This is a genomic window from Neorhizobium petrolearium (assembly GCF_017873175.1).
GTDB lineage: Bacteria > Pseudomonadota > Alphaproteobacteria > Rhizobiales > Rhizobiaceae > Neorhizobium > Neorhizobium petrolearium.
This window is the reverse complement of sequence record NZ_JAGGJW010000010.1, coordinates 267,381-292,841: the sequence shown is the minus strand read 5'-3', so window position 1 is coordinate 292,841 and position 25,461 is coordinate 267,381. Positions and strand designations below refer to the sequence as shown.

Here is a 25,461-nt window from a genome sequence, read left to right as displayed (position 1 = left end):
GCCGATCGGTCAAAACGCCGGTCAAAACATAACCGAACCCAAGGAAAAGCCGCCAACCGAAGGTGTTTTGCCCCTTGTGTTCTTTCATTGGAGCCACTCATGTCTGCCATCGAGATCTCGAAAAAGCTATCGGTCGCCCCCCAGCCCAGCCTGGCGGAGATTCAATCATTTCGGGATCAGGGCTTCCTGACGCTCATCAACAACCGACCGGAACACGAAGAGCCTGGTCAGCCAGGCAATCAAGCCGAACAGCAGGAGGCGAAACACTGCGGCCTCTCCTACGCCTTCATCCCGGTCACGGCTGATACGATCACCGAAGCCGACGTGCGTGCCGTTCAGCGGGTGATCGATGAATCGGACGGACCTGTGCTTGCTCACTGCAAGAGCGGCACGCGCTCGCTCAACCTTTACCTGATTGGTGAGGTGCTTGACGGCCGCATGTCGGCCGGCGAGGTCGTCGAATTCGGACGCAGCCGCGGTTTCAATACCAGCGCCGCAGCCGCCTGGCTCGAGAAGCATGCTGCCCGACGCCCGCAGGTGAAAGGCTTCTTCGACAGGCGCACGTGGAGTGTCCAATACGTCGTGTCCGATCCGGCCACCGGCAAATGCGCGATCATCGATCCGGTTCTGGATTTCGACGAGAAGGCGGGAGCGACGGCGACCATCAATGCCGATGCAATCCTGGAATACGTTCGCGACAACAATCTTACGGTCGAATGGATCCTCGACACGCATCCGCATGCCGACCACTTCTCAGCGGCTCAATACCTGAAGGATAAGACCGGCGCCCGAACGGCGATCGGCGAGCGCGTCGTGGATGTTCAGAAGCTCTGGAAGGGCATCTACAACTGGCCAGAGTTGGTGACGGATGGTTCGCAATGGGACCGGCTGTTTTCCCATGGTGAAGCCTTCAAGGTCGGCTCGATCGACGCGAAGGTGCTGTTTTCGCCCGGACATACGCTTGCATCGATCACCTACGTGATCGGCGACGCGGCCTTCGTGCACGACACGCTCTTCATGCCCGACAGCGGCACGGCGCGCGCCGATTTTCCCGGTGGCGATGCACGAATACTGTGGAAGTCGATCCAAGACATCCTGGCGCTTCCGGGCGAAACCCGGATATTCACGGGCCACGACTACCAGCCCGATGGCCGCGCACCGCGATGGGAGAGCACGGTGGCGGAGCAGAGGAAATCCAATCCGCACGTCGCCGGTGTGACGGAGGAGGCGTTCGTGGCATTGCGCACCAAGCGCGACAAGACCCTGCCGATGCCGAAGCTCATCCTGCACGCCTTGCAGGTAAATATCCGCGGCGGCCGCCTGCCGGAACCGGAGAGCAATGGCAAGCGCTACCTCAAGTTTCCGCTCGATGCTTTGCAGGGAGCGGCTTGGGAATGAGCGACCCGATGAATGACATGCTGAAGGCGGGGCCATCCCCCGCCGACCTCGCCAGGCGTGCCGGGGAGGTCGCGAACCTCTTGAAGACACTGTCCCATCCGGCACGTCTGGTGATCGTCTGCACTCTGGTGGAAGGCGAGTATTCGGTCGGTGAGCTGGAAGAGAAGGTCGACGTCCATCAGCCGCATCTGTCGCAGCACCTGACCGTGCTGCGCGGTTCCGGCATCGTCGAGACGCGGCGGGAGGGCAAACAGATCTTCTATCGCCTGACGGAGGAAAAGGCCGCGCAACTGGTCGCAGCCCTCTATGACATCTACTGCGTGAATGAAGACAAGTGAGCACATATCCCTCATCATTGAGCGGCGGCATGCTGATTGGCATCTCCGCGGTCAGGCTTCTGCTTCTGAACGGCCGCGTGGCCGGCATCAGGGGCATCGTCGGGCATCTTGCCCAGCGGATCGGATGGATAGGCGTCGCCTGTCCTCGCCCGGCGGCCGCATCGCTGTCGGTCGGGTTTCCCCAGACGGTCCTGTTTGTCATCACGATTCTGACGGGGATGGCCTTGTATGACAGAGTATGGAGCAGATGGTCATAAGCAGCACCATCCTCGCGGCGGTCGGTTCGGGCGGGATCGTTGGCTTCATGCTCGGCCTGCTCGGCGGCGGCGGGTCCATCCTGGCGACGCCGCTGCTCCTCTACGTCGTCGGCGTGACGCAACCGCATGTCGCCATCGGCACGGGTGCGCTTGCGGTCTCGGTGAGTGCCTTCGCGAACTTTGCAAGCCATGCGATCAAGGGCCACGTCTGGTGGCGCTGCGCCGCCGTCTTCTCCGCGCTCGGCGTTGTCGGCGCCCTCGCCGGCTCCAGCCTCGGCAAGGCGATCGACGGAGACCGCCTGATCTTCATGTTCGGCATCCTGATGGTTGTCGTCGGCGTCCTGATGCTGAAGCCCAGGAAGGCGGTGGCAGTCGACCGTCGCCCGGTGGACCTCAGGATGTGCCTCACAACAGCGGCCGTGGCACTCGCAGCCGGCGCTGCCTCCGGGTTCTTCGGGATCGGCGGGGGCTTCCTGATCGTTCCCGGACTCATGCTGGCAACGGGCATGCCGATGATCAACGCGATCGGCACCTCGCTCCTTTCCGTCGGTGCATTCGGACTGGCGACGGCACTCAACTATGCCAGCTCGGGCCTGATTGACTGGTGGCTCGCGACCGAATTCATCGGCGGCGGCATCATCGGCGGCGTGCTCGGCATGCTGCTCGCCACACGGCTTAGCGCCTACAAGAACATCCTCAACCGCCTGTTCGCAGCCCTTATCTTTGTGGTCGCGGCTTACATTCTGTATCGGAACTGGGGGACGTTGATGACCGGCTGAGTGCGCAGCGATGTCGGCTGTGAATGGAGCAGATCTCATAAATGGCATCATCTGCTGCAGCATGAAGATCATGCCATCCCATCGCCGTAATGAGATCCTCTCCCCGCTGCGCCGCGGAGTGGCCGACATCAGCGTGTCAGTTGCAAGGGCTTCCCGACCGACGGCTGAAGCGCTTTCACAACGGGACGCAACCAGGAAGCAGAGATCGATGCGGCCATCAGCGGTCAACCGACCGTCATCCTGCTACGGTGGGTTCACACGCTGCGCTGCTCATCAAAAATCCCCGAAGCTGCTCGCTGTCAGCGTCGTCTATAGCTACCTCCAAAGCAACGTCAAAGCTGGATCCGGTGCCTTGGGGAGACGTTTGCAGATGAAAGCGAGAATCGAGAGTTGATCGGGCCTGATGGGGGACACTGGCGGCTGCGGCGAAGTTCCTGATCCTTCGCGATCGAAATGATGACCCGCCCCTACTTCCGCCCCCCAGCGTGGTCGGCGTGCACGGACCATCGAAAAATTGGATGCAGTCGTCGTGTTGATGTTCTGCGGCGAGACGGCGAAGCTATTGCGTCGCAAGCGCTGGAAAGCGCGGGTATGCCGCGCATCGAGTTCGATGCTTGGCGCGGGCCGGGACAATTCCGCACCCTGAATGGCGCTCGACGCCAGTGGCGAACCTGCGCGCAGATCGCGCCGCTTAGTGAAAGTCTGGGGGTCCAGAGTGAACCGTAGGCCAGCGGCAACCAACGGCGTGAACCCTGTGTCGCCGGGGTCCATGTGAGGTCCAGATCCCCCGTAGGGCCTGCCGCCAGAAGATGACCCGCCCCCGGTGGAAACGGTATTTCGTTCGACGACCTTTACGTTCCGTATGAACACGATCGCAGTAGCGTAAGCCGGGCAAGCGCCGGACGGTGGAACCGCACCGTCGCTGAGTATGAGTTCGGGATCGCTGGTGCGCCAGATCTGCGAGGTCAGAACCTCGGGGCGGAACCATGGGCGATTGATGGCAACCGAGCGATAGTCGAACTGCATGTACTCGTAGCGGCTGCCGGTACTATCGCCTAAGACGGTCCTGAATTGTTCGGGCGCGTCGGCGACGAGGGCAGCCATTTCTCCGGCAGAGAGTTCGAAAGACAGCCAGTCGTCCTTCGAGGCGAAATCATGCGGCGACAATCCCGTGGGCGCATATTGAGCGCCGGTCGTGTCCGTCAGCATGTCGGTGTCGGGATTGAAATCGTCAGACCACTCTGCCCACGTCAAACGCGGATTTTGCAACGCGGCGGTACGCAAAGCCTGGATGGCAAGTTCAATCTCCACCCGGTTTCCCAGCATCTCCCACGCCGTCATCGCTTCGTCCTGGGCCGCTCGTAGCGTCGGTTCCTCGAATGCCAACCAGCGTCTTTTAACCGCCGGGTCCTCGCTCAACTCGCCGGTAAGCTTGTGTGAAGCATAGTTCTCCCCAGCGACCAGCCAGGCGTCGCGATATTGACGATAACGCCTGAGCGCCTCGCTCTCGACGCGCGTTCCATCAGGCGTCAGGTCAGAGAGCAGTTCGCTCGCCGCAGCGGCATGGTCGTCCTGAGAATCGGCTGATCCGACGTCGGCGCGGGCGAGCACATCTGCGAACACGTCCCACAGCATCCTCTCTGTTGCGCTTGCCACCATATCCGTCGGCAGGAAGTTGGCTGACCGGGCGAAGTTTGCAGCCATTGTGTAGTCCGCTGGCGTCTGGGGCGATGCCAACGCTGAGAGCTCGGCTTCGGTGAAACTGAGCGGCTCGAGCAGCGGAAAGCTGAGCATCACCCTTTCGTCGTGAGAAAAAACACGTTTGGCTTTCTCGATGAGAGCAAGTTGGAGGAAGGCGTCCATTGTCGCGCCTCATATCCAGGCATTCGCCGGAATCTCGCTGGACGGGTCCGGGCTTTTGGGCATAACGTGACACTTGAAGCCGATCAGTTGCATACCGTCGATGAACATGGTGTTGTTCTCGAATCTGAAGCCATAATCACGCCGGGTGTCACCCGATCCTGACCGGTGCGAGCCACTGCCTCCAGCAAAGAATGGTCCGAAGCAGAAGTAGCCGCCTCCGCTGGAACGCTGTGATTCCGCATTCCGTGCGAAGTCGGTGAATTCATGGCTGTCCCCGAAGCAGAGTGACAGCTTTCTGACAAAAATTGCGCTTGTCGGGTAGGCGGGCATCTTGCCATTCGGTGGAGACCCGCCGTCGGAAAGCCTTTCACTTTTGACCACTGCGTTGTTTTGGTCGAATCGCCAGTAGTGGCTGGTCAGGAAGGCTGGCCGGAACCAGGGACGTGCGATGGGAATTTGCGCGATCTCGAACGACATGCTGACATGGCTGCTGTCGACCTTGCCGTGGTACTCGCTGTGGCTGCTCGATTCCGAATGGGAGCCTCCGCCGCCAATACCGAAGAAACTGAAGCCTCCGCCGCCGCTTGAGCGTGACCACTGATAGCTTGAGCTTGAATGACTCTGGTAGTCCCCGGCTGAAAAACCGAACCGGGTCCAGCCCGTCGAGTTGGCGAAGTTTCCCGGGACGAGTGACGTGAAGAAGAAGTCGGCGCCGGAGACCGGCGACGTCAGGCGGCAGTTTTCGAAATCTTCGACATATTGCTGCTTTAGCAGCGCCATATCGCGCCGCTGCACTTGCTCGATATATGCGCCGATCTTCTCGACGTCGAACTTGTGGCCGGCGGTCTCCCAGTCGATTTTCGCCGCCCTGACCTTGTTGCGATAAATGTTGGCGTTGATCGCCCAATCATGCACGGCTCTGGAGTTGGTGGCCGTCAGTGCATCGATGCGTCGCGCATTGTATTCAAGAGCGGCGGCATCGTAAGCGAACTGCTTGGCGGCGTAAACCAGCGCAAGATCGCTGGGGCCAGTCTGCTCGATCTCTTCGTGTGGGGGCAACACATCCCGAACCCTTCCGGTCTTGGTCATCAGCCCGGCCATCTCCTTGATCTCGGCGACCGTTTCCGGTGGCAGCTCGACCTTCATCACCTGGCTCATCCGAAGCGTATAATCATAGACGTCCGAGAGCGTACCGTCGTTGTTCTGCACCGCCATGCGGGCGAACTGGTCATTCACGCCTGCCGCCACGTCCGGCACGAAGTCGAGCAGGCGCGACATGTTTTCCGCCTGCATGTAGAGACGCATGGTGTCCTGCGCCATCAGTTCGCTCAGTTGTTCCGGTGCAAGCGGCTGAGGTGGCGGTGGAGGTGCGCCACCGGCCGCGGCTGTGGCCGCCGCCGCACTCGGCTGCATGGCGTCCACGGCCGATCTCTTGACGATTCCGGTGAGGCCCTGGGTGAGGTACTCCAGGTCGGCGGGCTCGATTGGGATACCCGGTGTGCACCAGCTGAAGAAATTATCGGCCGATGGCGGAACCGTGTCATCACCGTTCGTGAGGACGTTGTAGAGCTTAGCCATGATCGTATTGGCAAGAACACTGGGTTCAACTAGCATTTTGCTTTCCTCCTGCTCGCCATGACGGCTGTACCCTGGGACAAACCTCTTGTTTCAACTGTTTTAACCCCCGAACCGGAAGCACGTTCTTGAAATGAAGATCAGGATCGCCAGCAGGTGCTCCGTCGATGTAAGCCCTTGTTGTGGGCCTCGGAAACGCTCATTCATCTGACTGATCCGTGCGCCAAGTCCGGCGAGCCACTCTGCACAAATAAGCGTCCGTGCTGCCCGCCCTGCTGCTTCTTGCGAAAGGCCCGGCCCCGCATCCCCTCAGGCGAGGACCTCATACAGGACGTAGTATGCGGATCCTTCCACCTCGTTCTTCGCGAGCTTCGCTTTTTCTCCTTGCCCCGCCTCTGAGGCATAAAGCGTCACCGATCCCATGTGATCGTTTCCGCTGGGATTGTCATAGTCCCAAAGTGATACGTTCTGGGAATAGTCAACGCTGAAATCGAGGAGGATTTCGGCGGACATGCCGGCTTGAAGGTCGGTATATTGGCCGGCCCCGGGCCAGAATGCTTCGCTTATGTCATCGCTGCCGAAAGTCATGAACAGGTTATCAGGGTCGTCCCGCGCGGTGTCGATTGCCGCGATCACAGCCGGCAAGGCTTTTATCGCCTCCAGCAGGGGATCGACGAATTCGCTGGCAAACACCTCACCTGCGAGGCCAGAGAGCGCCTGGGACGTGCTGAAATCCGTACCCGATGAATGCCGTACGCAATGGATCATGTAGATCCGGGCCGTAGCCATCTAGGAGTCTCCTATGCCTTTGATTGACAAGCATGCTGCGAGGAGGATCTATCGGCCGCCCCCTAACTCGACATCGACTGGACGAAGTAGGTTATGTCGTAGTTGGCGTCTTCGCTCTGGACGTTCTTGGTCGTGTCGAAATCCATGACTTCGCTCAGGTCGATGAGACCCAGCTCATCATCGCCCGTCGCATCATCTTCGATTATTCTCAGGTAGAATTCCCCCGACGGAACAATCTGATTGATCTCCACAGAACGATCATCGCCGGGGGAGAAGGATCCAATGCGAAAACGCACAGGCCCCATGACGCCGAACAGGTCGTCGGAGCCGGTATAATCGTTGATCGAGTAACACTTCACATGTTTGATGGTCAGGAACGCTGGTCTTGACATGTATTCGCTCCCTCCTGCCTTCGACAGGCGCTTACACATCGGTAACGAACAACGTAATCTCATAGCTTTCGCCATGGCGCATCGGACGTTCGTTCTATACGGTTTCGATTATTTGACAGACAGAGCGGCGGGTTATGCCTGGCGCGCGTACCAGCACGGAGAATGCCTCTGGAGCAACGGCTCAGATGTCACCGCACACCCTATCGGAGCTGATAGCATCCATCTACGACTGCGCCCTTGAGCCTTCTCGGTGGGAGCGCACGCTCACGGAGATAACACAGGCGATTTCGAGCGAATCCGCCATCCTCTCACTGAACGATCTTCGCCACGACCGCATCTTGATCGAGAAGAGCGTGGGCTGGGGTGAGTTCGGGATGGACGAGAGGCAGAAGCATACCTCCGAAATCCATGCTCGATTGAACGAGTGGTTTGCCATAGCGCCTTCGCTTGATGAGCCGTTTGTCGCCTCGCGTCAGCTCAAGTCCCATTATCTTGAGGAGTCGCGCTACGTTCAATGCTGCCTGAAACCGCTCGGCATTGTAGACGTCATGCATCAATTTCTCGTGCATACGCCTTACCATTTCTCCGAGCTCGTGATTGGGCGCCACGAACGGCATGGCCTCATCACCGACCACGAGGTCGGAGAAATGGCGCTTCTGCTGCCGCATCTCCGACGCGCGATAGCCATTAGCGATGCGCTTGATGTCCGCGCCATTGAACGGGAACGGATGGCTGACGCGCTGGATGCTGTCCGTTGCGGCATCGTGCTGACCAATGGAGATGGCACCATCCTGCACGTAAACCGTTCGGCTGATCACATGCTGCGTAAAAGTGCTGGCATACAGGAAGCGGGCGGCATTCTTAGTGCCAAAGTGCCGGCTGCTGCACAGGAGCTCCGCAAAGCGATCCGCCTCGCGGCTCGAGACGAAGCGATGCTCGGCAAGACCGGCCTCGCCATCCGCCTTACGGCATCCGGGGAGCCACCACTCTTTGCCCATGTTCTGCCGATGAAAGGCAGCGAATTACGCACGCGGTTGCAGCCCGAGGCGGCGGCTGCCATATTCATCGGCTCGTCCATGGCGGCGGCATTCGAGCTGACGCCTGCCGAAACGAAGGAGTGTCTGGGCCGCCGGTTTAGGTTGACCAAAGCAGAGGCCGACGTTGCCTTCGAGATCCTAAAGGGTGACGGGCGTGAGGCAGCGGCTGCCCGGCTCGGCATTGCCCCGACAACCGTCCGCGCTCATCTCAGCCATATATACGAGAAAACCGGCGTGCGCCGGCAGGCTGAACTCGTCCGGTTGCTGATGGAGGCCGGCGCCGGCTGACGGTTTCATCCAAGATGATGGGAGCGGAACAAGTGCAGTTCAATTGCCTGCGAGGCACAATTGCAGCCTAAACGGCTCGCCCGATAGCTGCGGTTGCACCGGCGCAAAACCAGTTAGCTCCGAGATGAACGCCCGATTCAGCCGCCATTCAGCGGTCCTGGCGCGAAATGTCTCCATCCAATAGGAGGCAGACATATGCGTATCATCGTCATCACTGCTGTCATGATTGCAGGCTCCCTCATCGGGACGGCCACGAATGCGATGCCCATCGGACACGTGAAGGCTCCAACGGCATCGCCTGTGGTCAGCGTCGATTGGGCATGCGGCCGTGGATATCACTTGAACCGCTGGGGCGAATGCAGGCCGAACCGTTGGCGCTCACCGCCACGTCGTCACTACGGATGGGATCGCCCGCGAGGCTGGCATCATGGTCACCATCCGCGTCGCCACTGGCGGGAACACAGCTGGCGGGAGCGCCATTGGCGCGACTGGAGATAAGGCGGCAATCGGGCGGGACGGGTGCCTGGCACAGAAACTCGATGCAGATATGGTCGATCACCGGAAGCCGAGGGCTCCCCTCGGCTTCCGGTGGTTTTGCGGGCGGACATCATCTCAACTCAGCTTCAAAAGCAGCATTATGAGCCTGGGTTGGAGACCAGGAGCAGCGTCGCCTGCGCCAGCACCTGGCAGCCTGCAATGACATGCTCGGGTTCGACATGTTCCGCCTCGTTGTGGCTCAGACCGTCGCGGCACGGAACAAAGATCATCGCCGACGGCGCGACGCGATTGACGAACAAAGCGTCGTGAAAGGCGCCCGACAGCATGTTCATGCTTTCGAGGCCTCTTTCGGCAGCGGCCCGTTCGACTACCCGTTGCAGGCCGGCGGCAAAGGTGCAGGGCGGCATATCGAAAGATCGCGAGATCGTAACCGTGCAGCGCTGGTTCTCGGCTTCCGTCGTGATACTCGATGTAATCGAGCGTTCGAGCTCGTCCAGCCGGGCCGGATCGGGATGCCGGATGTCGACAGTGCAGCAGGCCTTGTCCGGAATCGCGTTCACCGAGCCGGGCTCGACCGAAATGCGGCCGATGGTGAAGCGAGCATCCGGATCCGAAGGCATGATCGCCTCGTAGAGACCGGAAAGCGCGGTGGTCAGAGCGCGCAACGGATCGCGCCGATAAGCCAATCCGGTGGTTCCGGCATGCGCCGTCTGACCGGTAATTTCGACGTTCAGCCAACGTGTGCCCTGGATCCCGGTCACCACCCCAATGGAAATGCCGCCCGCTTCCAGCGACGGTCCCTGTTCGATATGTACTTCGAGATAGGCATGGACGGGAAAGCCCAAAGGAAGCATCTGCGCCCGCGGAAGGCTTTCGATCGTCGCCTTCAATTCTTCAACGAAGGCCGCGCCATCGGTCGCGAGCTTCTGCCGCCATTCCACCGGTATCTCGCCGGCAGCGAAGGCCATGGACCCCATGCAGCCCGGCGCAAAACGGCAGCCCTCCTCATTGGTCCAGGCCACAACGACGACCGGGCGTTCCGTCTCGATGCCCGCATCCTCCAGACTTTCCAGCACTTCGAACGCGGACAGCGTGCCGAGTGCGCCGTCAAAACGGCCGCCCGCCGGCTGGCTGTCGAGATGGCTGCCGATCAGCATTGGCGGGAGCGTTTCGTCGTGCCCGGCGCGGCGGATGAACAGGTTGGCCATGGGATCCTGGAAGACCGAAAAACCCCTTGTCCACGCCAACTCGGCCAGCAGCCGGCGCGCCCGACGATCCTCTTCCGTCAGCGCCTGCCGGTTAACGCCGCCCTTCCGGGTGCCGCCGATCTCAGCGAAGGCCTGGAGCCTGGCGTTGAGGCGCCTGCCGTCGATTTCGATCATGGTTCCTCCTGGATCAGAAATAGGGAGCCTCGTGGAAGGCAATCTCGAGCGCCTGCACCCGGCCGAAGATACCGCTGAGGCGAGAGCGCTCATCCGGGCTCATCCTCTCGCCTGCATGATCGAGCTCTGCCTTCAGCCACCGCGCCTGCGCGGCAAAGTCCTCATGGGCATGAAGATCCACCCATTCCTTCAGAAGCGGATCGCTGATCTGCTGAGAAGCCGCCTCCTTCGACCAGGTCCAGTACATCCATTCGGCGGCGAACATTGCCGCGACCGTGTCGAAATAGCCGCCGTCGCGGGAGATCTCCAGCATGCCGTCGCGGAAGCTCGCGACCTCGGGAATGGACGTATCGAAGCCTTCAGGTTCGATGCCGCGCTCGGCAAAGGTCTTTTCGAAGTAAGCGATCTGCTGGTTGGCGAGCGCATCCAGCACACCGACCAGCCAGCGCTTCTGGGCGATGGTCCTTGCCTTCGCGGCGGCGAAGGCAAAGATCGAGATCGCCGTGTCGACGAAGGCGCCTTCAAAAACAAGGTAGCGGTCAAAGACGTCCTTCGGAAGGCGGTCGGCCTTGATGTCTTCGACGAAGCGATGGCCGATCATTGCGTCGAAGACGGCCTTGTTTTCTCTCAGGATCTGCTCGGACAGGGTTTCGGCCATTTCAGCTCTCCAGCGCCGGGCGGGCGGCTTCGACGAAGGCCTTGACGCGGGCCGGTTCCACGGGATTCCACCAGACGCCGCCTTCCTTCAGCGAGGACGCGACAATGACACCGTTCGTGCGCTTGAGAATCTCGACGATATTGTCCTTGGTGACTCCGGAGCCGACAAGCAGCGGCAGATGGGTTGCGGCCCCGATCGTCTCGATCTCCTCAATGGTCGCCGAATTGCCGGTACGCTGGCCGGTGGCGATCACCGCGTCGGCGTCGAAGAAGGCAAGATCGCGGGTCAGTTCCTCGATCGTGCGATCGGCGGTGATCGCATGGGCGCCGTGCTTCACATGGCTGTCCGCGAAAACCTTGATGTGTTCGGCGCGAAGGAGGGAGCGATAACGCATTGCTTCCGCCGCCCGGCCCTCCATGAAACCTTCGTTGGCGACATAGGCGTTGGCCCACTGATTGACCCGGATAAACTTCGCGCCGCCCGCCATGGCGATGGCAAAGGCCGGGATCGGCGCGTTCGCCAGCACGTTGATGCCGATCGGGATGCCGGTCGCGCGGGCGATCCGGTCGGTGATGACCGACATGAAAGCAGAGGTTTCCGGCCCGATATCTTCCGGCTTCGAGAAGGGAATGTCGCCGTGGTTTTCGATGATCAGCCCATGCATCCCACCGTCGATCAGTGCCTCGGCATCGCCCATCGCGGCGTCGTAGATCGTGTCCATTGCCACCCCGCGGTAACGCGGCGCGCCGGGGAACGGCAGGCAATGGATCATTCCGATCAGCGCCTTGTCAGTACCGAATATTTCCCTTATGGCGCTCGAATTGTTATCCGATATCTGCTGCATTTTCATTCCTTTCCGAAGGCCAGTCATGCCTGCCAATATTCATGCCCCGATACGGGCCCATGTCATCGGTAACGTCGCTGTCGACGAAACCATATCCGTGTCGACCATGCCGGAAGCCGGAGCTTCCATCCTCGGTCGCGAGGAAACCCGCGACCTCGGCGGCAAGGGTGCAAACCAGGCCGTGGTCATGGCCCGTGCTGGTCTTCCCACCGCTCTCGTCGCAGCCGTGGGCGAGGATTTCCGCGCCCAGACCATCCGCGATCAGCTTGCGCCGGAACCGGTCGAGGCAAAGCTCGTTGCGCTTGCCGGCCGTTCCAGCGACTTCTCCATCATCTTCACCACCCCGGACGGCGAGAACGCCATCGTCACCACGACCGAATCCGCCGGCTCGCTGACGCTCGAAGAGGCGATTGCCGCACTCGACACCGCCGCCGGTGACCTTTTGGTCCTGCAGGGCAATCTCAGCGAGGCGACGACCCGTGGCCTGCTTCAGGAAGCCCGACGCCGCGCCCTCGTCACCGCCTTCAACCCCTCGCCGCTCCAGCCCTACTTCGTCGACCTCTGGCCTCTTGTCGACATCGCCTTCCTGAATCGGGGCGAGACCCAAAGCCTCACCGGTCTCTCAGACCGCGCCGCAACCGAGCGGCTGCTGCAATCCGGCGTGCGCCACGTCGTGCTGACACTCGGGGGCGACGGCGCCATGCTGGCTAGTCAAGGCCGGGAAATCGCCACCATCCCGGCCGTCGCCACCAACGTTATCGACACGACCGGAGCCGGCGATACCTTCATGGCGGTGGCGCTTGCCTCCGCGGCACTTCGCGGCGTCGAACTCGACACACGCGCCATCGGCCATGCCGCTGCTGCCTCCGCCCTCACCGTCAGCCGCCGCGGCACCCGATCGGCCTTCCCGACCGCCGACGAACTGCGGGCGATCCTGACGCGCTGACGCGCGCCTCTGCTCGCCCCTCGCCTCAGCGGGCCGCGCTCAGCCAGCCGAGAATGTTCTTCCAGAGGCGGCCATAGCCTTCCCATTCGCAGAATGCCGGCGACAGCCAATGCGGCCCGATATCGGAGGTCCAGGCGGCGCTGCGTCCCTTGCCGAAACGTCCGGTGACGAGCAGCGGATGGCCGCCCTGGTCTTCCGGCAGGCGGGCGACGACTTCCACGTCGGCGCGATCGCGTACCTCAACCTCGTTGACGCCGAGCAACAGCGGCCATTCGCCCTTCATGCCGACCACCGTCGGATGATCCGCATTGGTGATGACGGCCGTCGCCCCTTCGGGAATTTCGACGCGGTCGTCATAGGGAAGGCAGGTCACCGGCAGCACGTCTTCCACCGCCGTGCGCCGCCAGCGCGCCTTGCCGTCGATGCCCTGGAAGGAGAAATATCCGCCGACCATCAGCAGGCCGCCGCCCTTCTCGACCCACGCCTTGATCAGCTTCAGGCGGTTCGGCACGGTCTTCGAATGCAGCCAGACCGCCGGCGGCAGCAGCAGCGAGTTGGCGCCGATATCCGACAGGATGATCACGTCGTAGGCGTCGAGACCGTCCATATCGAAAGGAAACTTCTCCACCGCCTCATGCGCCGGCATGTAGGTGAGTTCGTATTCGCTGCCTTCCAGCGCCTTCACCAGCGGCTCGGCACCAAGATGGAAGGTGACGCTGCCGAACTGGTCGAAGCCTTTGTAATGGGTGGCGGAGCTGACCCAGCTCTCGCCGACGAGGAGGACTTTCTTGGTCATGGTCTTTCCATTTCTGTCATCGTTTTGGCGGTCAGGCCTTGGCCTCGAACACCGATCTCGGATTGTCCTGCATGAGAATGTCGAGCTGCGCGTCAGTGACTCCGTGCCGCTTCAATCGTGGCAGGAAGTGCTTGAGGATGTAAGCGTATCCATTGCCGCCGTAGCGCGTCAGCATCATCTTCAGGAAGACGTCGTGGGAGAGCAGGATGCGGTCGATATGCCCGCGCTCGATCAGCTTGACGATGGCGCGCCCAGCCTCCTCGTCGCTCGGGCACTGCACCTGCTGGTCGGCATAGAAGAAATCCATGCCGATCATGTCGTATTCGAGAAATGCGCCGCGCGCGGCGAGCTCACCCTGATAGCCGAGGTCGTCATGGGACGGGTTCATGTGACAGAGTACCGTGTGGCGAAGCTCCGCCCCCTCTTCTTCCGCAATATCCAGCACCTTGTGACCGAGGCGGAACCAGCCGGGCAGATGTATCATCAGCGGCAGCCCCGTACGGACCTGAGCGCGCGCCGCCGCCCGCAGCGACTTCTCTTCCTCGTCGGTGAAATCCGACGACACGCCGATTTCGCCGATCAGCCCGACCTTGATGTCGGTGCCGTCGACGCCGACGGTTGCCTCCTGCACGATCTCGTCGGCGATCTGGTCGATCGTCATCTCCGCCACCCTGGCGGGATGCGAGGAGCCGAGATAGTAGCCGGCGCCCATCACGATATTGAGCCCTGAGGCCTCGGATATGCGCTTCAGGGCCTGAGGGTTCCGGCCGATCCCCTGGCAGGTGGGCTCAACCACCGTCCGTCCGCCGTGCCTGACGAAATCCTTCAGTTCCGTGATGGCGAGCGGCTCGTCGTCCAGCGTGATATTGTGCTTGTTGACAAAGGGATCCTGGCGCAGTTCGCCAAGGATCTCGATGCAGACGAAGCTTTCGGCCAGGTACTGTCGCTCCGGCGTCTTGGGCGCGTGCCACCAGCAGCGACAGTCGTTCAGGATGTGCTCGTGCATAAGAGTGATGCCGAGATCGGAGACGGAGACCGGCCCCCTCACCGTCATCACCTTGCCCGAACGGATGTGCGCTTCGGAACGTTCTTCCATCATGGCACCCTCACGCCTTCCTTCCGCCGAGGCGGAAGTTGGTGGTGAAGATCTTCGTGTTGAGCCAGATCGCCACGAGGATGATCGCACCCGTCACGATCTGCGTGAAGAACGGCGAGATGTGCATCAGGATCAGCCCATTGCCGATGACGGCGATCGTAAGCGTACCAAGCACCGTTCCGAGAATGCTGCCGCGACCACCCATCAGCGACGTGCCGCCTAAAACCACGGCCGCGATGACTTGCAGTTCAAAACCGACCGCCGCATTGGACGAGCCGGAGCCCAGGCGCGCGGCGATCAGCAAGCCCGCCAGTGCACAAGCGATGCCCGACACCATGTAGACCGAAGCCACGATCCATTTCGCCGGCATGCCGACGCGACGGGCCGCTTCGAGATTCGAGCCGACGGCAACGACCTGCCGACCGTATTTCGTATAGGCAATGATGACGTATCCGACAACGGCGACCAGGATTGCGATCAGCGCCGGCACGGGCATGCCCAGAAATTCACCCCGGCCGATCGCAAAGAAGCCGGGCACGTCCTTGATCGGGATCGAATAGCCCTGGGTCAGGTAGAGTGCGAAGCCGCGCAGGATGGAAAGACCGGCAAGCGTCACGATGAAGGCCGGAATGCCCTGGTATGCGACGAACCATCCTTGCGCCATTCCGAGCAAGGCACCGAAGGCCAGCATGCCCACCGCCACCACCGGCCACGGGTAGCCCATGGCGAGGATGATCGCGGCAACCGCATTGACCAGAGCCACTTGCGAGCCGACCGACAGGTCGATGCCGCCGGTGATGATCACGAGGGTCATCGCCACCGCCACGACGAGGATCGGAGCGGCCTGACGCAGCACGTTCAGGATGTTGCCAAGTGTCAGGAACGTGTCCGTGGTGACGGAGAAGAAGATGAGGCAGGCGAGGAAGAACACGGCAATCGACAGGACCTGTGCGTGTTCAGAAAGGAAGTCTGCGACCGGAGAGCCTGCCGCGCGTTCGGTATAGGCGGTCAATGTTTCTGCCCTCCGACGATCAGTTGCACGAGATCCTGGAGGTCGGTCTTGCCGATGTCGCGTTCTGCAACCTTGGTGCCTTCGTACATGACGGCGATACGATCGCAGACGCGGAAAAGATCCTGCAGGCGATGGGTGATCAGGATGACCGAGACGCCCTTGGCTTTCACCCGGTTGATCAGGTTGAGCACGGCCTCCACCTCGGCGACGGCCAGGGCCGAAGTCGGCTCGTCCATGATGAGGACCTTGGGATTGAAGGAGGCCGCGCGGGCAATCGCAATCGCCTGGCGCTGGCCACCCGAGAGCTTCTCGACCTTGGCGCTGAGGCGCGGAATGCGGATTTCGAGTGCATCCAGCATGGCACGCGCCTCGGTCATCATGCGGGAGCGGTCAAGGAATGGGCCTTTCGTCAGCTCTCGACCGAGGAAGAGATTGCCGACGACATCGACATGGTCGCACAGACTCAAATCCTGGAACACCATTTCGATGTTGCGGTCGCGGGCGTCGGCCGGTCCGCTGAAGCGAACCTCCTGCCCCTCGATCGAGATCGATCCGTCATCCGGGATATAGGTGCCGGAGATGACCTTGGTGAGCGTCGACTTGCCGGCGGCATTGTCGCCCACGAGGCCGAGGCACTCGCCCGGGTAGATATCGAGGTCGACGCCGCGCAGCGCCTGGTGCGAACCGAATGTCTTGCGGATGCCCCTGAGCGAAACCCGGGGCTGGCGAACGGCGCCCTCGCCGGACTGCCGGGGAAGATCTCCTCCCCCGGCCCCTGCGACAGCGGTTGGGTGCTGTCGATCAGAGATCATTTGAAGACGGCCCGGTAGGGTTCAACATTCTCCTTGGTGACGATGGTGATCGGCACGGAGATCGTCTTTTCAACGCTGCCGCCGTCCGAGATCTTCTTCAGAGCGTCGACCGCTGCCGCGCCCATGGCGGCCGGATCCTGCTGGATCACGGCGGTCACGTAACCAGCATCAATGCCGGCGATCGCCTGAGCCGTGAGATCCCAGCCGAAGATCTTGACGTCGGACTGCTTGCCCTGGCTTTCGACGGCGGCAATGGCGCCCATCAGTGCCGGTTCGCCGGTGGCGTAGACGGCCGTCATGTCCGGGTTGCCGGTGATCAGGTTCTCGGCTGCGGCGAGCGCGTTGTCCTGGATGTTCTGGCCATCGACGACGCCAGCCGTCTCCACGCCTTCGGCGCCCTTGACGGTTTTCTCAAAACCTTCCTGGCGCACGTTCTGGATGAAGGAGTTCAGTGCGCCGACGACGCCGTACTTTACCTTGCCGCCCATGTCGCTCTTCACGTAATCGAGGAAGAACTTGCCCATGTCGGCACCGGCCTTGGCGTTGTCGACGCCGATCTGCGCCTTCTGCGGGCCTTCCGGCAGGATGGCGTCGATGGCGACGACCGGAATGCCGGCGGCAGCGGCCTGCTGCACCGCAGGCATGATGCCGTTGACGTCGATCGCGACAACCGCAAGGCCGTCGACCTTCTGCTGGATGTAGGTTTCGATCGCGCTGTTTTGAGCGGCCGGATCATTGTTGGCGTTGAAGATCACAAGCTTGGCGCCGGCGGCATCCGCTGCCTTCTGTGCGCCTTCGTTCATCTGGTTGAAGAATAGCGCCTGCTGGTTGATCTGGACAAGAGCGAAGGTCTTTTCAGCGGCCTGGGCCATGGAGCCGAGCGAAATGCCGGCCAAGGCGGTCGCTGCCAGGGCGGTGGTCAACATTCTGCGTGTCAGAATAGTCATGTGTTCGTCCTCTGTTTGGTTCAGGGTCGTTGCTGTTATGATTTCGACGGCGGCGCAACGGAGTTCCGCACGACGATTTCGACCGGCAGAAGCTCTTCGGAGGCCAGACTCTCCGGCTCCTGCCAGTTTGTTTCCAGAAGCAGCGCCAGCGCACGTTCGCCAAGCGCCCGGACGGGCTGGCGTATCGCGGTCAGCGGTGGAGCAAAAAGGTGCAGCGGCCCGACGTCGTCGAAGCCGACGACCGAGACTTCATCCGGGATCGAGACGCCCTGGGCACGCAGGACCTCGATGAGGCCGATCGCAATCTCGTCGGAGCTCGCGAAGATTGCCGTCGCCGGCATGCTTTCATCGAGGAAGCGGCGTGCGGCTTCTCGGCCGAATTCCACGGTGTAGCTGCCCTCGTAGCGTATCACCTGAAACGGCTCTCCCCTCTCCTTCAGCGCGCGCTCGAGACCCTGTGAGCGGCGACGGGTGCTGATCATCTCCCGAGGGCCGCCGGCATAGATGACGCGCCGATGCCCGTGATCGGCGAGATGCCGCCCCGCGAGATAACCGCCATGGTCATTGTCGGAGAACAGCTTCGGCACCACTGCATCCGGCACGTCTTCGTCGACGATGACGACCTTGCCTGTCTGGTTGATCAGCGAAGCCAGCTCGCCGTTGTCGGGGTGGTTCGTTATGAAGAGAAGACCATCCACATGGTTGCGGCCGAGCGCAGTCACGTAGGAGATTTCGCGGCCGGGGCGGTTGAGGGTCGCATACAGCGACAGCGCGAGGCCGCGCTTGTCGGCCTCCTCCTCGACTGCCGAAACGAGGGTCGCGAAGAAGGGGTTTGCGATGTCCGGAACTACGAGACCGATCGTATCCGAGCGGCCGCGGCTCAGCCTGCGAGCATGCGGATTAGGTTCGTACTTAAGGTCCCCAATGGCCTTCTCAATGCGCAATTTTGTTTCCGAGGGAAGCTCGAGCGAGCCATTCAGAAGCCGGGAGACGGTCGTCACCGACACTCCCGCCGCTTCGGCGACATCTTTCAGGCTGGTTGCTCGCTTGGGAGACATCGGAAACCGTTATCCTGCCAATTTTGTAAAGCGCTTTACTAAACCGCTTTACAATGCATCCTGTTTCAAAGCTGTCAAGCGTTGTTCAAGTCCTTTGTTCGATGCTGAGGATGATTTCTCTCATCTCGCGGCGGCGTAGGCTCCGGGCTTGTCGGCGATCATGAACCTGGCGGGCGACCCGAATGCTCTCAACCATCCACAGGCTGAGTGCGAAGCTGATCGACGCCGATAAAAAGCAAGTTCTTCATCATAGAAAAACCTTTCCTGTTTGCCGGATCAGTCGAGATCGTCGCGGATGCACGCCTTGAAATGCCCTTTCGCCCCTTCCCGGAGCGGCGGCACGACGTTCGCACAGGCCTCGACCGCGACCGGACAACGCGTGCGAAAAACGCAGCCGCTGGGAGGATTGGCAGGGCTCGGGATATCACCCTTGAGGATTTGCCGGACGGTGTGCCTTGAAGGATCGGGCGACGGAACGGCCGAAAGCAGGGCGCGCGTATAAGGATGTTGCGGGCTGGCATAAAGCGCCCGGCTCGGCGCCATTTCCATGATCCGCCCCAGATAGAGCACGATGACCGTATCGGCGACGTATTCGACCACTGCAAGGTCATGCGCGATGAACAGCATGGTAAGGCCGAGCCGCATCTGCAGGTCACGCAGCAGGTTGACGATCTGTGCCTGGATGGAAACGTCAAGTGCCGATACCGGCTCGTCGGCGACGATCAGGTCGGGCGCGAGCGTCAGCGCCCGCGCAATACCGATGCGCTGCCGCTGCCCTCCGGAAAATTCGTGCGGATAGCGGCAAATCGCATCAGGCGGCAGGTCTACCGACGCGAGCGACTCAGTGGCCTTCGTGACCCGCTCCGACTTGCTGCCGATCCGCTGGATATCGAGCCCTTCCATGAGAATTTCGCCGATCGTCATTCGTGGCGAGAGGCTGGCAAAGGGATCCTGAAAAATGTACTGCACGCGCGCATGCAGGCGGCGGAGCTCGCGACGTGTCAGGCTTGTCGTCTCGACGCCGTCAAAACGGATGCTTCCGGAAGTGGGCTCGATCAGTTGTGCGACCATGCGGCCAATCGTCGTCTTGCCGCTGCCGGATTCGCCGACAAGGCCGACGACTTCGCCGCGTCTGATCCTGAAGGAGACGTCCTGAACGGCGCGGACGACCGGCCCGCGCGTAAATGCCACCGGAGCGAAATCTTTGCCGAGCCCGCTCACCTCAAGGAAGAATTCGTGTGACATCGGTCAGATCTCCTGCCAACGGATGCAGCGGCTGAGCTGGCCCTCACCGGCATCGGCGAGCTTCGGATAGGCTTCGGAGCAGGCCTCTATCCGATAAGGACAGCGTGGGGCGAACGGACAGCCCTGCGGCAGGTTCATCAGGCTCGGAACCGATCCCGCGATTGTCGGCAGCGGCGTTCCCGCTTCCTTGAGAAGCGTCGCCGTTCCAAGCCGCGGCACCGAGCGCATCAGCCCCTTGGTGTAAGGGTGGCGTGGATGGGAGAAGACGCGCGCCACGCTGCCGGTCTCGACCACTGAACCGGCGTACATGACCGCCACGCGATCGGCGATCTCGGCAACGACCCCGAGATTATGGGTCACGAACAGCATGCCCATGCCGCGTTCCTTTTGAAGCTGGCCGAGCAGGTCGAGGATCTGCGCCTGGATGGTGACGTCAAGAGCCGTTGTCGGCTCGTCGGCGATCAAAAGCGTCGGATTGCAGGCGAGCGCCATGGCAATGGTCGCCCGCTGCCGCATGCCGCCCGACAGTTCATGCGGATACTGCCGGGCACGCCGTCGCGGATCGGGAATGCCGACATCCTCCAGCCGCTGGATGGCATCCGCAAGGGCTTCCCGGTGGGACTTGCCGAGATGGATGCGGATCGGTTCGGCAATCTGTTCGCCGATCGTATAGACCGGATTGAGGCTGGTCAGCGGCTCCTGAAACACCATGCCGATATCGTTGCCGCGCACACGGCGCAGCGCCTCGCCGCCGAGGCTTTGCAGTTCGACGAGTTCTCCCGACTTCCGCCTGAGCTGAACCTTTCCCGCCGCGATGCGGCCGACGCCACGCGGCAGCAGCCCCATGATCGAGAGGCTCGTCACCGACTTTCCCGAGCCGGATTCGCCGACCAAGGCAACTGTTTCTCCGGTCGCCACAGCGAGACTGAGATCGCGGACGGCGGCAATCTCGCCGTCGCCGATGCGGAACACCGTGGTCAATCCGGAGATTTCGAGGATCGGCTCTGCATTCATCATCAATCCAGAAGGCCTGTTTGACGAAGGATACCATCGATGATGGCCGCCTCTTCGTCGTTGAGGGATCGCTGCGGACGGGCCATGATGTTGGTATCGATGACACCCAGGCTACGCATGGCGGTCTTGAAGGCCCCTACTCCGGCTGAACCCGCACTCGTCCGCGGCAGGCTGACCCACACCATCTCGAAAAGCCGGCAAAGCCGCTCCTGCTCCCGGCGTGCCGCAACGAAATCACCCGCCTGGCAGAGGTTCCACAGGCGCACATAGCCGTGCGGATCGACGTTGCCGAGGCCGGGCACGATGCCATGCGCTCCCATGTTCACGACGCTGTCGGCGACGATTTCCGATCCGGTCATGACGAAGAAATCCGGCAGATCGGCGGTGTCCGCCATCACATAACGAAGATTGCCGTCATCGCCGCTCGAATCCTTGACGCCGACGATCGTCCCCTCGCGGGCCAGCGTGACGGTGGTGCGACGCTCGAGCTTGGTGTGGACGCAGACAGGGATATCGTAAGCGATCACCGGCAGGTCGACCGCCTCCCTTATGTAACGGAAGTGATCGATGGTCTCGGATTGATTGGTGCGCGCATAGAACGGAGCCGTGACGACGATCGCGTCGGCGCCTGCCGACTGTGCCGTCTTTGCATGGGCAATGACGCGCTCCGTCGTGGGGTCGATCACGCCGACCAGGATCGGCACGCGGCCGCGTACCTGTTCAACCGCATGTTCGATGATGCGCCGCCGCACGGCTTCATCGTGAAAGACAACCTCGCTGGTCGAGCCAAGCACGAACAGGCCGTGCACCCCGCCCTCGAGCAGGTGGTCTGTGACACGTGTGAATGAAGGATAGTCCACTTCGAAAGCCGCGGTGAGCGGGGTGACGACGGGTGGGATGACGCCGGTAAAGAGAGGCATTTCTAACCTTTCACTTGAGTTCGGAGCGCGGGTCGAAAGCATCGCGAAGCCCGTCACCCACGAAGTTGATGGCGAGAACGGTCACGACGAGCGCTCCGCCGGGGAACATCCATTGCCAGGGATAGTTTTCGAGCACATGCGTGGCGCGGGCGGCGTTCAGCATATTGCCCCAGCTCGCTTCCGGAGGCGTGACGCCGAGGCCAAGGAAGGAAAGGCCCGCCTCCAGCAGGATCCCGCTTGCGACCTGCAACGTGGCATAGACCACGAGGATATCGATCGTATTGGGCAGGCCGTGGCGGATCAGCAGATGCCAAAGGCCGGCGCCCATGCCGTGCGACGCCACGACGAAATCGCGCTCGCGCAATTCCAGCAGCCGGGCCCGTACCATGCGCGAAAGGACCGGCCAGGATAACAGCGAGATCACGAAGATCGTCGGGACAATGCCGCTGCCCACGATCGAGGCGAGCACCAGCAGGAAAATGACCGGCGGCAAGGTCATGGCGAGGTCCACGAACCGCATCGTGGCGCCGTCGATGAAACGCCCTGCAAAGCCGGCCAACGCCCCTATGAAAAAGCCGATGAAGGTGGAGATCACCATCGAGACGGTCGCGACCAGCAGCGAGGTCCGTCCGCCCTGCAGCAGCCGCGCCATGATATCCCGGCCCACGCCGTCACTTCCGAGCCAGTGTGCCGATGACGGCCCCCGGTTCATCGCCAAGAGATCGATGTCATTGGGCTTATAGGGCCACCAGAAATCATAGGTGAGCGTGAGCAGAAGGATCGGAACGAGGATGACCAGGCCGGCGACGGCCGCACCGTTCTCGAAAAACCGGGACAGGGCGCGCCGGATGGGACCTGCCGAGCGGGCATGTATCAAGCTCGCCATCTCATGCCACCTTGATGCGCGGATCGACAGCGGCATAGGCGATGTCGGTGAGCAGGTTGACGAGAATGACGCAGGCGCCGGTGAGCAGCGTCGCGCACATGATCACGGGATAATCGCGCCGGACCACGGCGTTGATCATCAGGAGGCCCATGCCAGGCCAATCGAACACGCTTTCGATGAAGATCGCGCCGCCGATTGCGATGCCGATCGTCGATCCGATCAGCGTGATCACCGGCAGAAGCGCGTTGCGGACGGCATGCTTGACGATGACCCAGAACTCGCGGACGCCTTTGGCGCGGGCTGTCCGGACATAATCCTGCGACAGCACTTCGAGCAGGGAAGAGCGCATGTATCGCATGATGAGTGCGCCGTGGCCGATCGACAGCAGGGTGGCGGGCAGGACGAGATGCGCCAGAAGATCACCCACGGAAAAGGGAGCGCCAGGCGTCAGCATGCCGCCGGCCGGCACCCAGCGCAGGATGACCGCAAATACGTAGAGCCCCAGCAAGGCCGTCAGGAAAGCGGGGCTCGAAATTCCGACGAAGGCCGCCGTCGAGAGCGAGAGGTCAGCCAGCTTGTTGCGCCGGACCGCAGCAAAGATGCCGGTTGCGATTCCGACGATGGCCGCGATCGCGAGCCCGCTGAACATCAAGAGGATCGTTGGGCCGATGCGGCTGAGGACGAGCGGCAGCACCGCTTCGCCGTTGTACTGGATGGAATAGCCGAAATCGCCCGTCAAAGCCGCCCCGAGCCAGGCGAAATACTGCACCGGCAAGGGCTGGTCGAGGCCGAGGCGCGTACGGAGCATCTGGAGATCGGATGCCGACATGGGGAGCGACGGATTGACATACGCATCGATTGGGTCACCGGGAGTGAGCCGCAGCAATGTGAAGATGAGAACCGTCAAGGCCAGCAGCATCAACAGGCCGACAGCAGTACGGCGGAGAATGTATTGCAGCATGTTTCACCAACAGGGTCCGCAGGAGATGCGGACGGGTTTTGAACGCCGTCCGCATCTCGGTTCACGGGCTCATCACGGAGCGATATCCCACTTCTCCGGATGGGAGACGAAGGGGCCGCCGGCAGGAGCGGGCGTCCAGAAGAAGTCCTTGAGCTTGCTCGACACGACCCCATAGCGGCTCGCAACCCACATCGGCCCCCAGGGAAGCTGCGAATTCATTTCCTTGCAGACCTGCTGCCACTTGGCGTCCGCTTTTGCCGGATCGGTTTCCGCCATCGCCGTGTTCAAGGCCTCGGTAAGCGCAGGCATCTCGACGCGCATGATATTGTTGCCGGATGGAGGTATCTGGGCGGCGTTCAACCCGATATTGAGTGATGCCGGATTGGGCCCGTTCTGCAGGCCGGCATAAATCATCGGAAAGTCCTGCCACTTTTCGCTGCGCACGATGCCATTATAGCTTGGAACATCGAGAGCGCGCGGAACCACATTGATGCCGACCTGCGCCAGCATGGCCTGGATCGCAGCCATGACATTGGCGACCTGTGGTGTATTGTAATAGGTCAGCCACGGAATCGGCTTGTCGCCGTTGATCTTGTCCCAGCCCGCTTCCGCCAGCAGGTCCTTTGCCTTCTGGGGATCGTGGGCATAGCCGGTCAGGTCCTTCGGAAGGAGCTGCGGCGCGACGTAGCCGCAATTGGCGAGCTTGGCTGCACCGCCGAAAAGGCTGGAGACGATCGCATTCCGGTCGATGGCATACATGACAGCCTGCCGCACGCGAAGGTCGTCCCAGATTTTGGCCCGGTGATTGAAACCGATATAGTTGACCACATAGGAGTCGCCTTCGATGACCCGGAAACTGTCGTTGCCCTTGAAGGTCTTGGCATCGTCCGGTTCGGCGAAGGTGAACTGGACCTCTCCCGCTCTCAGCGCCGCGACAGCTGCGGCAGGATTGGCGAAATAGCGGTTGATCAGGCGATCCGCCTTCGGCTTGCCTCCCCGATAACCCTCATAGGCAGCCATTTCGACATACTGATCGCTGACGTACTTCACGAACTTGAACGGACCGGTACCGACAGGCTGGGTCGACCACCATTGGCTCTTGGCGACCTCCTTGACAGGCATGGAGGACAGCGCATGTTGCGGCAGTATCATGACCTGCGACAGCACGGACAGAAACGCCGAGTTCGGCTTGCTGAGCTTGACGACCGCCGTGCGTTCATCCGGGGTCTCGACCGATGCAATGCCGGCAAGCCGCGCCGCAAAGATGCTGCCGCTCTCGGCGTTCCTGGCGAGTTCGAGAGTGAATTTGACGTCGGCCGAGGTGAAAGGCTTGCCGTCATGCCATTTCGTATCGACGAGCTTGAACGTGTAGGTCAGGTTGTCCTGGCCGACGGCAAATTCCGAAGCCAGTGCCCCGGTGAGCTTCGACAGGTCCGACGTATAGATGACCAGCGGCTCGAAATAGGTGTTCAGCCATGTAAAGCCAGCGGTGGCGGTCAGCGGGTTGAAATTGCCTTGGAAACCGCCCGGCCCCACGTCGAAACCACCGACAATGGTCTTGCCCGCCTGCGCCATGGCCGGCACAGGCATCACTGCGGGAATCGTTGAAAAAAGCAAGGTTCCCGCCGCCAGAAGGCGGCCGAAATTCCGTCGATTCATGTTCTCCTCCT

The 25,461-nt window shown here is 61.5% G+C and carries 26 protein-coding genes; 7 read left to right on the top strand and 19 right to left on the bottom strand.

Annotated features, from left to right (window positions below; all coding sequences use genetic code 11):
* Positions 1–99: 99 nt before the first annotated feature.
* From blh to J2046_RS20440, 4 genes are read left to right on the top strand one after another with little or no spacing between them, the layout of a single operon-like run.
* Positions 100–1,398 carry a bifunctional sulfur transferase/dioxygenase Blh gene (gene blh, locus J2046_RS20460; protein ID WP_210055018.1) on the top strand — a complete coding sequence of 433 codons (1,299 nt, stop codon included), beginning with the start codon at positions 100–102 and terminating at the stop codon, positions 1,396–1,398.
* Positions 1,395–1,736: a sulfite-sensing transcriptional repressor BigR gene (gene bigR, locus J2046_RS20455; RefSeq protein ID WP_411828524.1), complete on the top strand. Its 342-nt coding sequence runs from the start codon at positions 1,395–1,397 to the stop codon at positions 1,734–1,736. The genes blh and bigR overlap by 4 nt, the downstream gene beginning before the upstream one ends.
* The gene (locus J2046_RS33905; protein ID WP_325169771.1) at positions 1,733–1,993 is read left to right on the top strand and encodes a YeeE/YedE family protein; all 261 of its coding nucleotides are present in this window, start codon (positions 1,733–1,735) and stop codon (positions 1,991–1,993) included. Before bigR ends, J2046_RS33905 begins: the two co-directional genes overlap by 4 nt.
* Complete coding sequence (locus tag J2046_RS20440; RefSeq protein WP_411828523.1) at positions 1,984–2,772, top strand: sulfite exporter TauE/SafE family protein; 789 nt, start codon at positions 1,984–1,986, stop codon at positions 2,770–2,772. The genes J2046_RS33905 and J2046_RS20440 overlap by 10 nt, the downstream gene beginning before the upstream one ends.
* Before the next feature lie 315 nt (positions 2,773–3,087).
* On the opposite strand, the gene J2046_RS20435 is transcribed toward J2046_RS20440, so the two are convergent.
* From J2046_RS20435 to J2046_RS20420, 4 genes are all read right to left on the bottom strand, one after another.
* The gene (locus J2046_RS20435; RefSeq protein WP_210055012.1) at positions 3,088–4,635 is read right to left on the bottom strand and encodes a hypothetical protein; all 1,548 of its coding nucleotides are present in this window, start codon (positions 4,633–4,635) and stop codon (positions 3,088–3,090) included.
* A gap of 9 nt (positions 4,636–4,644) precedes the next feature.
* Complete coding sequence (locus J2046_RS20430; RefSeq protein ID WP_210055010.1) at positions 4,645–6,249, bottom strand: hypothetical protein; 1,605 nt, start codon at positions 6,247–6,249, stop codon at positions 4,645–4,647.
* 270 nt (positions 6,250–6,519) lie between these two features.
* Positions 6,520–6,999: a hypothetical protein gene (locus J2046_RS20425; RefSeq protein WP_210055008.1), complete on the bottom strand. Its 480-nt coding sequence runs from the start codon at positions 6,997–6,999 to the stop codon at positions 6,520–6,522.
* A gap of 62 nt (positions 7,000–7,061) precedes the next feature.
* Positions 7,062–7,391: a hypothetical protein gene (locus J2046_RS20420; RefSeq protein WP_210055006.1), complete on the bottom strand. Its 330-nt coding sequence runs from the start codon at positions 7,389–7,391 to the stop codon at positions 7,062–7,064.
* A 185-nt stretch (positions 7,392–7,576) separates the two neighbouring features.
* Between J2046_RS20420 and J2046_RS20415 the strand changes: the two genes are divergently transcribed.
* Together J2046_RS20415 and J2046_RS34360 are read left to right on the top strand one after the other, a co-directional pair.
* Positions 7,577–8,716, top strand: a complete 1,140-nt coding sequence (locus J2046_RS20415) for a helix-turn-helix transcriptional regulator (RefSeq protein WP_210055004.1) — start codon at positions 7,577–7,579, stop codon at positions 8,714–8,716.
* A 195-nt stretch (positions 8,717–8,911) separates the two neighbouring features.
* A complete protein-coding gene (locus J2046_RS34360) occupies positions 8,912–9,214 on the top strand; it encodes a GCG_CRPN prefix-to-repeats domain-containing protein (protein WP_233470151.1) in 303 nt (100 codons plus the stop codon).
* A gap of 137 nt (positions 9,215–9,351) precedes the next feature.
* Here the strand turns inward: J2046_RS34360 and J2046_RS20410 are convergent, their stop codons facing one another.
* Genes J2046_RS20410 through J2046_RS20400 form a run of 3 tightly spaced genes read right to left on the bottom strand, consistent with a single transcriptional unit; the run spans position 9,352 to position 12,098 of the window.
* The gene (locus J2046_RS20410; protein WP_210055002.1) at positions 9,352–10,596 is read right to left on the bottom strand and encodes a Zn-dependent hydrolase; all 1,245 of its coding nucleotides are present in this window, start codon (positions 10,594–10,596) and stop codon (positions 9,352–9,354) included.
* A gap of 13 nt (positions 10,597–10,609) precedes the next feature.
* The gene (locus J2046_RS20405) at positions 10,610–11,254 is read right to left on the bottom strand and encodes a TenA family protein (protein WP_210055000.1); all 645 of its coding nucleotides are present in this window, start codon (positions 11,252–11,254) and stop codon (positions 10,610–10,612) included.
* A 1-nt stretch (position 11,255) separates the two neighbouring features.
* The gene (locus J2046_RS20400; protein ID WP_210054998.1) at positions 11,256–12,098 is read right to left on the bottom strand and encodes a BtpA/SgcQ family protein; all 843 of its coding nucleotides are present in this window, start codon (positions 12,096–12,098) and stop codon (positions 11,256–11,258) included.
* A 49-nt stretch (positions 12,099–12,147) separates the two neighbouring features.
* On the opposite strand from J2046_RS20400, the gene J2046_RS20395 reads away from it, so the two are divergent.
* On the top strand, positions 12,148–13,044 hold the full coding sequence (locus tag J2046_RS20395; RefSeq protein WP_210055061.1) for a PfkB family carbohydrate kinase: 897 nt from the start codon (positions 12,148–12,150) through the stop codon (positions 13,042–13,044).
* A 25-nt stretch (positions 13,045–13,069) separates the two neighbouring features.
* On the opposite strand, the gene J2046_RS20390 is transcribed toward J2046_RS20395, so the two are convergent.
* From J2046_RS20390 to J2046_RS20335, 12 genes are all read right to left on the bottom strand, one after another.
* Positions 13,070–13,840 carry a glutamine amidotransferase gene (locus J2046_RS20390; protein ID WP_210054996.1) on the bottom strand — a complete coding sequence of 257 codons (771 nt, stop codon included), beginning with the start codon at positions 13,838–13,840 and terminating at the stop codon, positions 13,070–13,072.
* Between the two features lie 31 nt (positions 13,841–13,871).
* Positions 13,872–14,936 (bottom strand): phosphotriesterase family protein, encoded by a 1,065-nt coding sequence (locus J2046_RS20385; RefSeq protein ID WP_411828529.1) that lies wholly within the window; start codon positions 14,934–14,936, stop codon positions 13,872–13,874.
* 10 nt (positions 14,937–14,946) lie between these two features.
* Complete coding sequence (locus J2046_RS20380) at positions 14,947–15,948, bottom strand: ABC transporter permease (protein WP_210054993.1); 1,002 nt, start codon at positions 15,946–15,948, stop codon at positions 14,947–14,949.
* Positions 15,945–16,760 (bottom strand): ATP-binding cassette domain-containing protein, encoded by an 816-nt coding sequence (locus J2046_RS20375; protein ID WP_210054991.1) that lies wholly within the window; start codon positions 16,758–16,760, stop codon positions 15,945–15,947. The genes J2046_RS20380 and J2046_RS20375 overlap by 4 nt, the downstream gene beginning before the upstream one ends.
* On the bottom strand, positions 16,757–17,707 hold the full coding sequence (locus J2046_RS20370) for a substrate-binding domain-containing protein (protein ID WP_210054989.1): 951 nt from the start codon (positions 17,705–17,707) through the stop codon (positions 16,757–16,759). Before J2046_RS20370 ends, J2046_RS20375 begins: the two co-directional genes overlap by 4 nt.
* A 35-nt stretch (positions 17,708–17,742) precedes the next feature.
* A complete protein-coding gene (locus J2046_RS20365) occupies positions 17,743–18,765 on the bottom strand; it encodes a LacI family DNA-binding transcriptional regulator (protein ID WP_210054987.1) in 1,023 nt (340 codons plus the stop codon).
* Between the two features lie 276 nt (positions 18,766–19,041).
* Positions 19,042–20,010, bottom strand: coding sequence for an ABC transporter ATP-binding protein (locus tag J2046_RS20360; RefSeq protein ID WP_210054985.1), 969 nt, complete (start codon positions 20,008–20,010; stop codon positions 19,042–19,044).
* Between the two features lie 3 nt (positions 20,011–20,013).
* Complete coding sequence (locus tag J2046_RS20355) at positions 20,014–21,024, bottom strand: ABC transporter ATP-binding protein (protein WP_210054983.1); 1,011 nt, start codon at positions 21,022–21,024, stop codon at positions 20,014–20,016.
* Positions 21,025–21,026: 2 nt separating this feature from the next.
* Positions 21,027–21,944 carry a dihydrodipicolinate synthase family protein gene (locus J2046_RS20350; RefSeq protein WP_210054981.1) on the bottom strand — a complete coding sequence of 306 codons (918 nt, stop codon included), beginning with the start codon at positions 21,942–21,944 and terminating at the stop codon, positions 21,027–21,029.
* A gap of 10 nt (positions 21,945–21,954) precedes the next feature.
* Entirely contained in the window at positions 21,955–22,866 is a 912-nt protein-coding gene (locus tag J2046_RS20345) for an ABC transporter permease (protein ID WP_411828522.1), read from the bottom strand.
* Positions 22,832–23,791: an ABC transporter permease gene (locus tag J2046_RS20340; RefSeq protein WP_210054978.1), complete on the bottom strand. Its 960-nt coding sequence runs from the start codon at positions 23,789–23,791 to the stop codon at positions 22,832–22,834. Before J2046_RS20340 ends, J2046_RS20345 begins: the two co-directional genes overlap by 35 nt.
* Positions 23,792–23,863: 72 nt before the next feature.
* Positions 23,864–25,450, bottom strand: a complete 1,587-nt coding sequence (locus J2046_RS20335; RefSeq protein ID WP_411828521.1) for an ABC transporter substrate-binding protein — start codon at positions 25,448–25,450, stop codon at positions 23,864–23,866.
* Positions 25,451–25,461 lie beyond the last annotated feature (11 nt).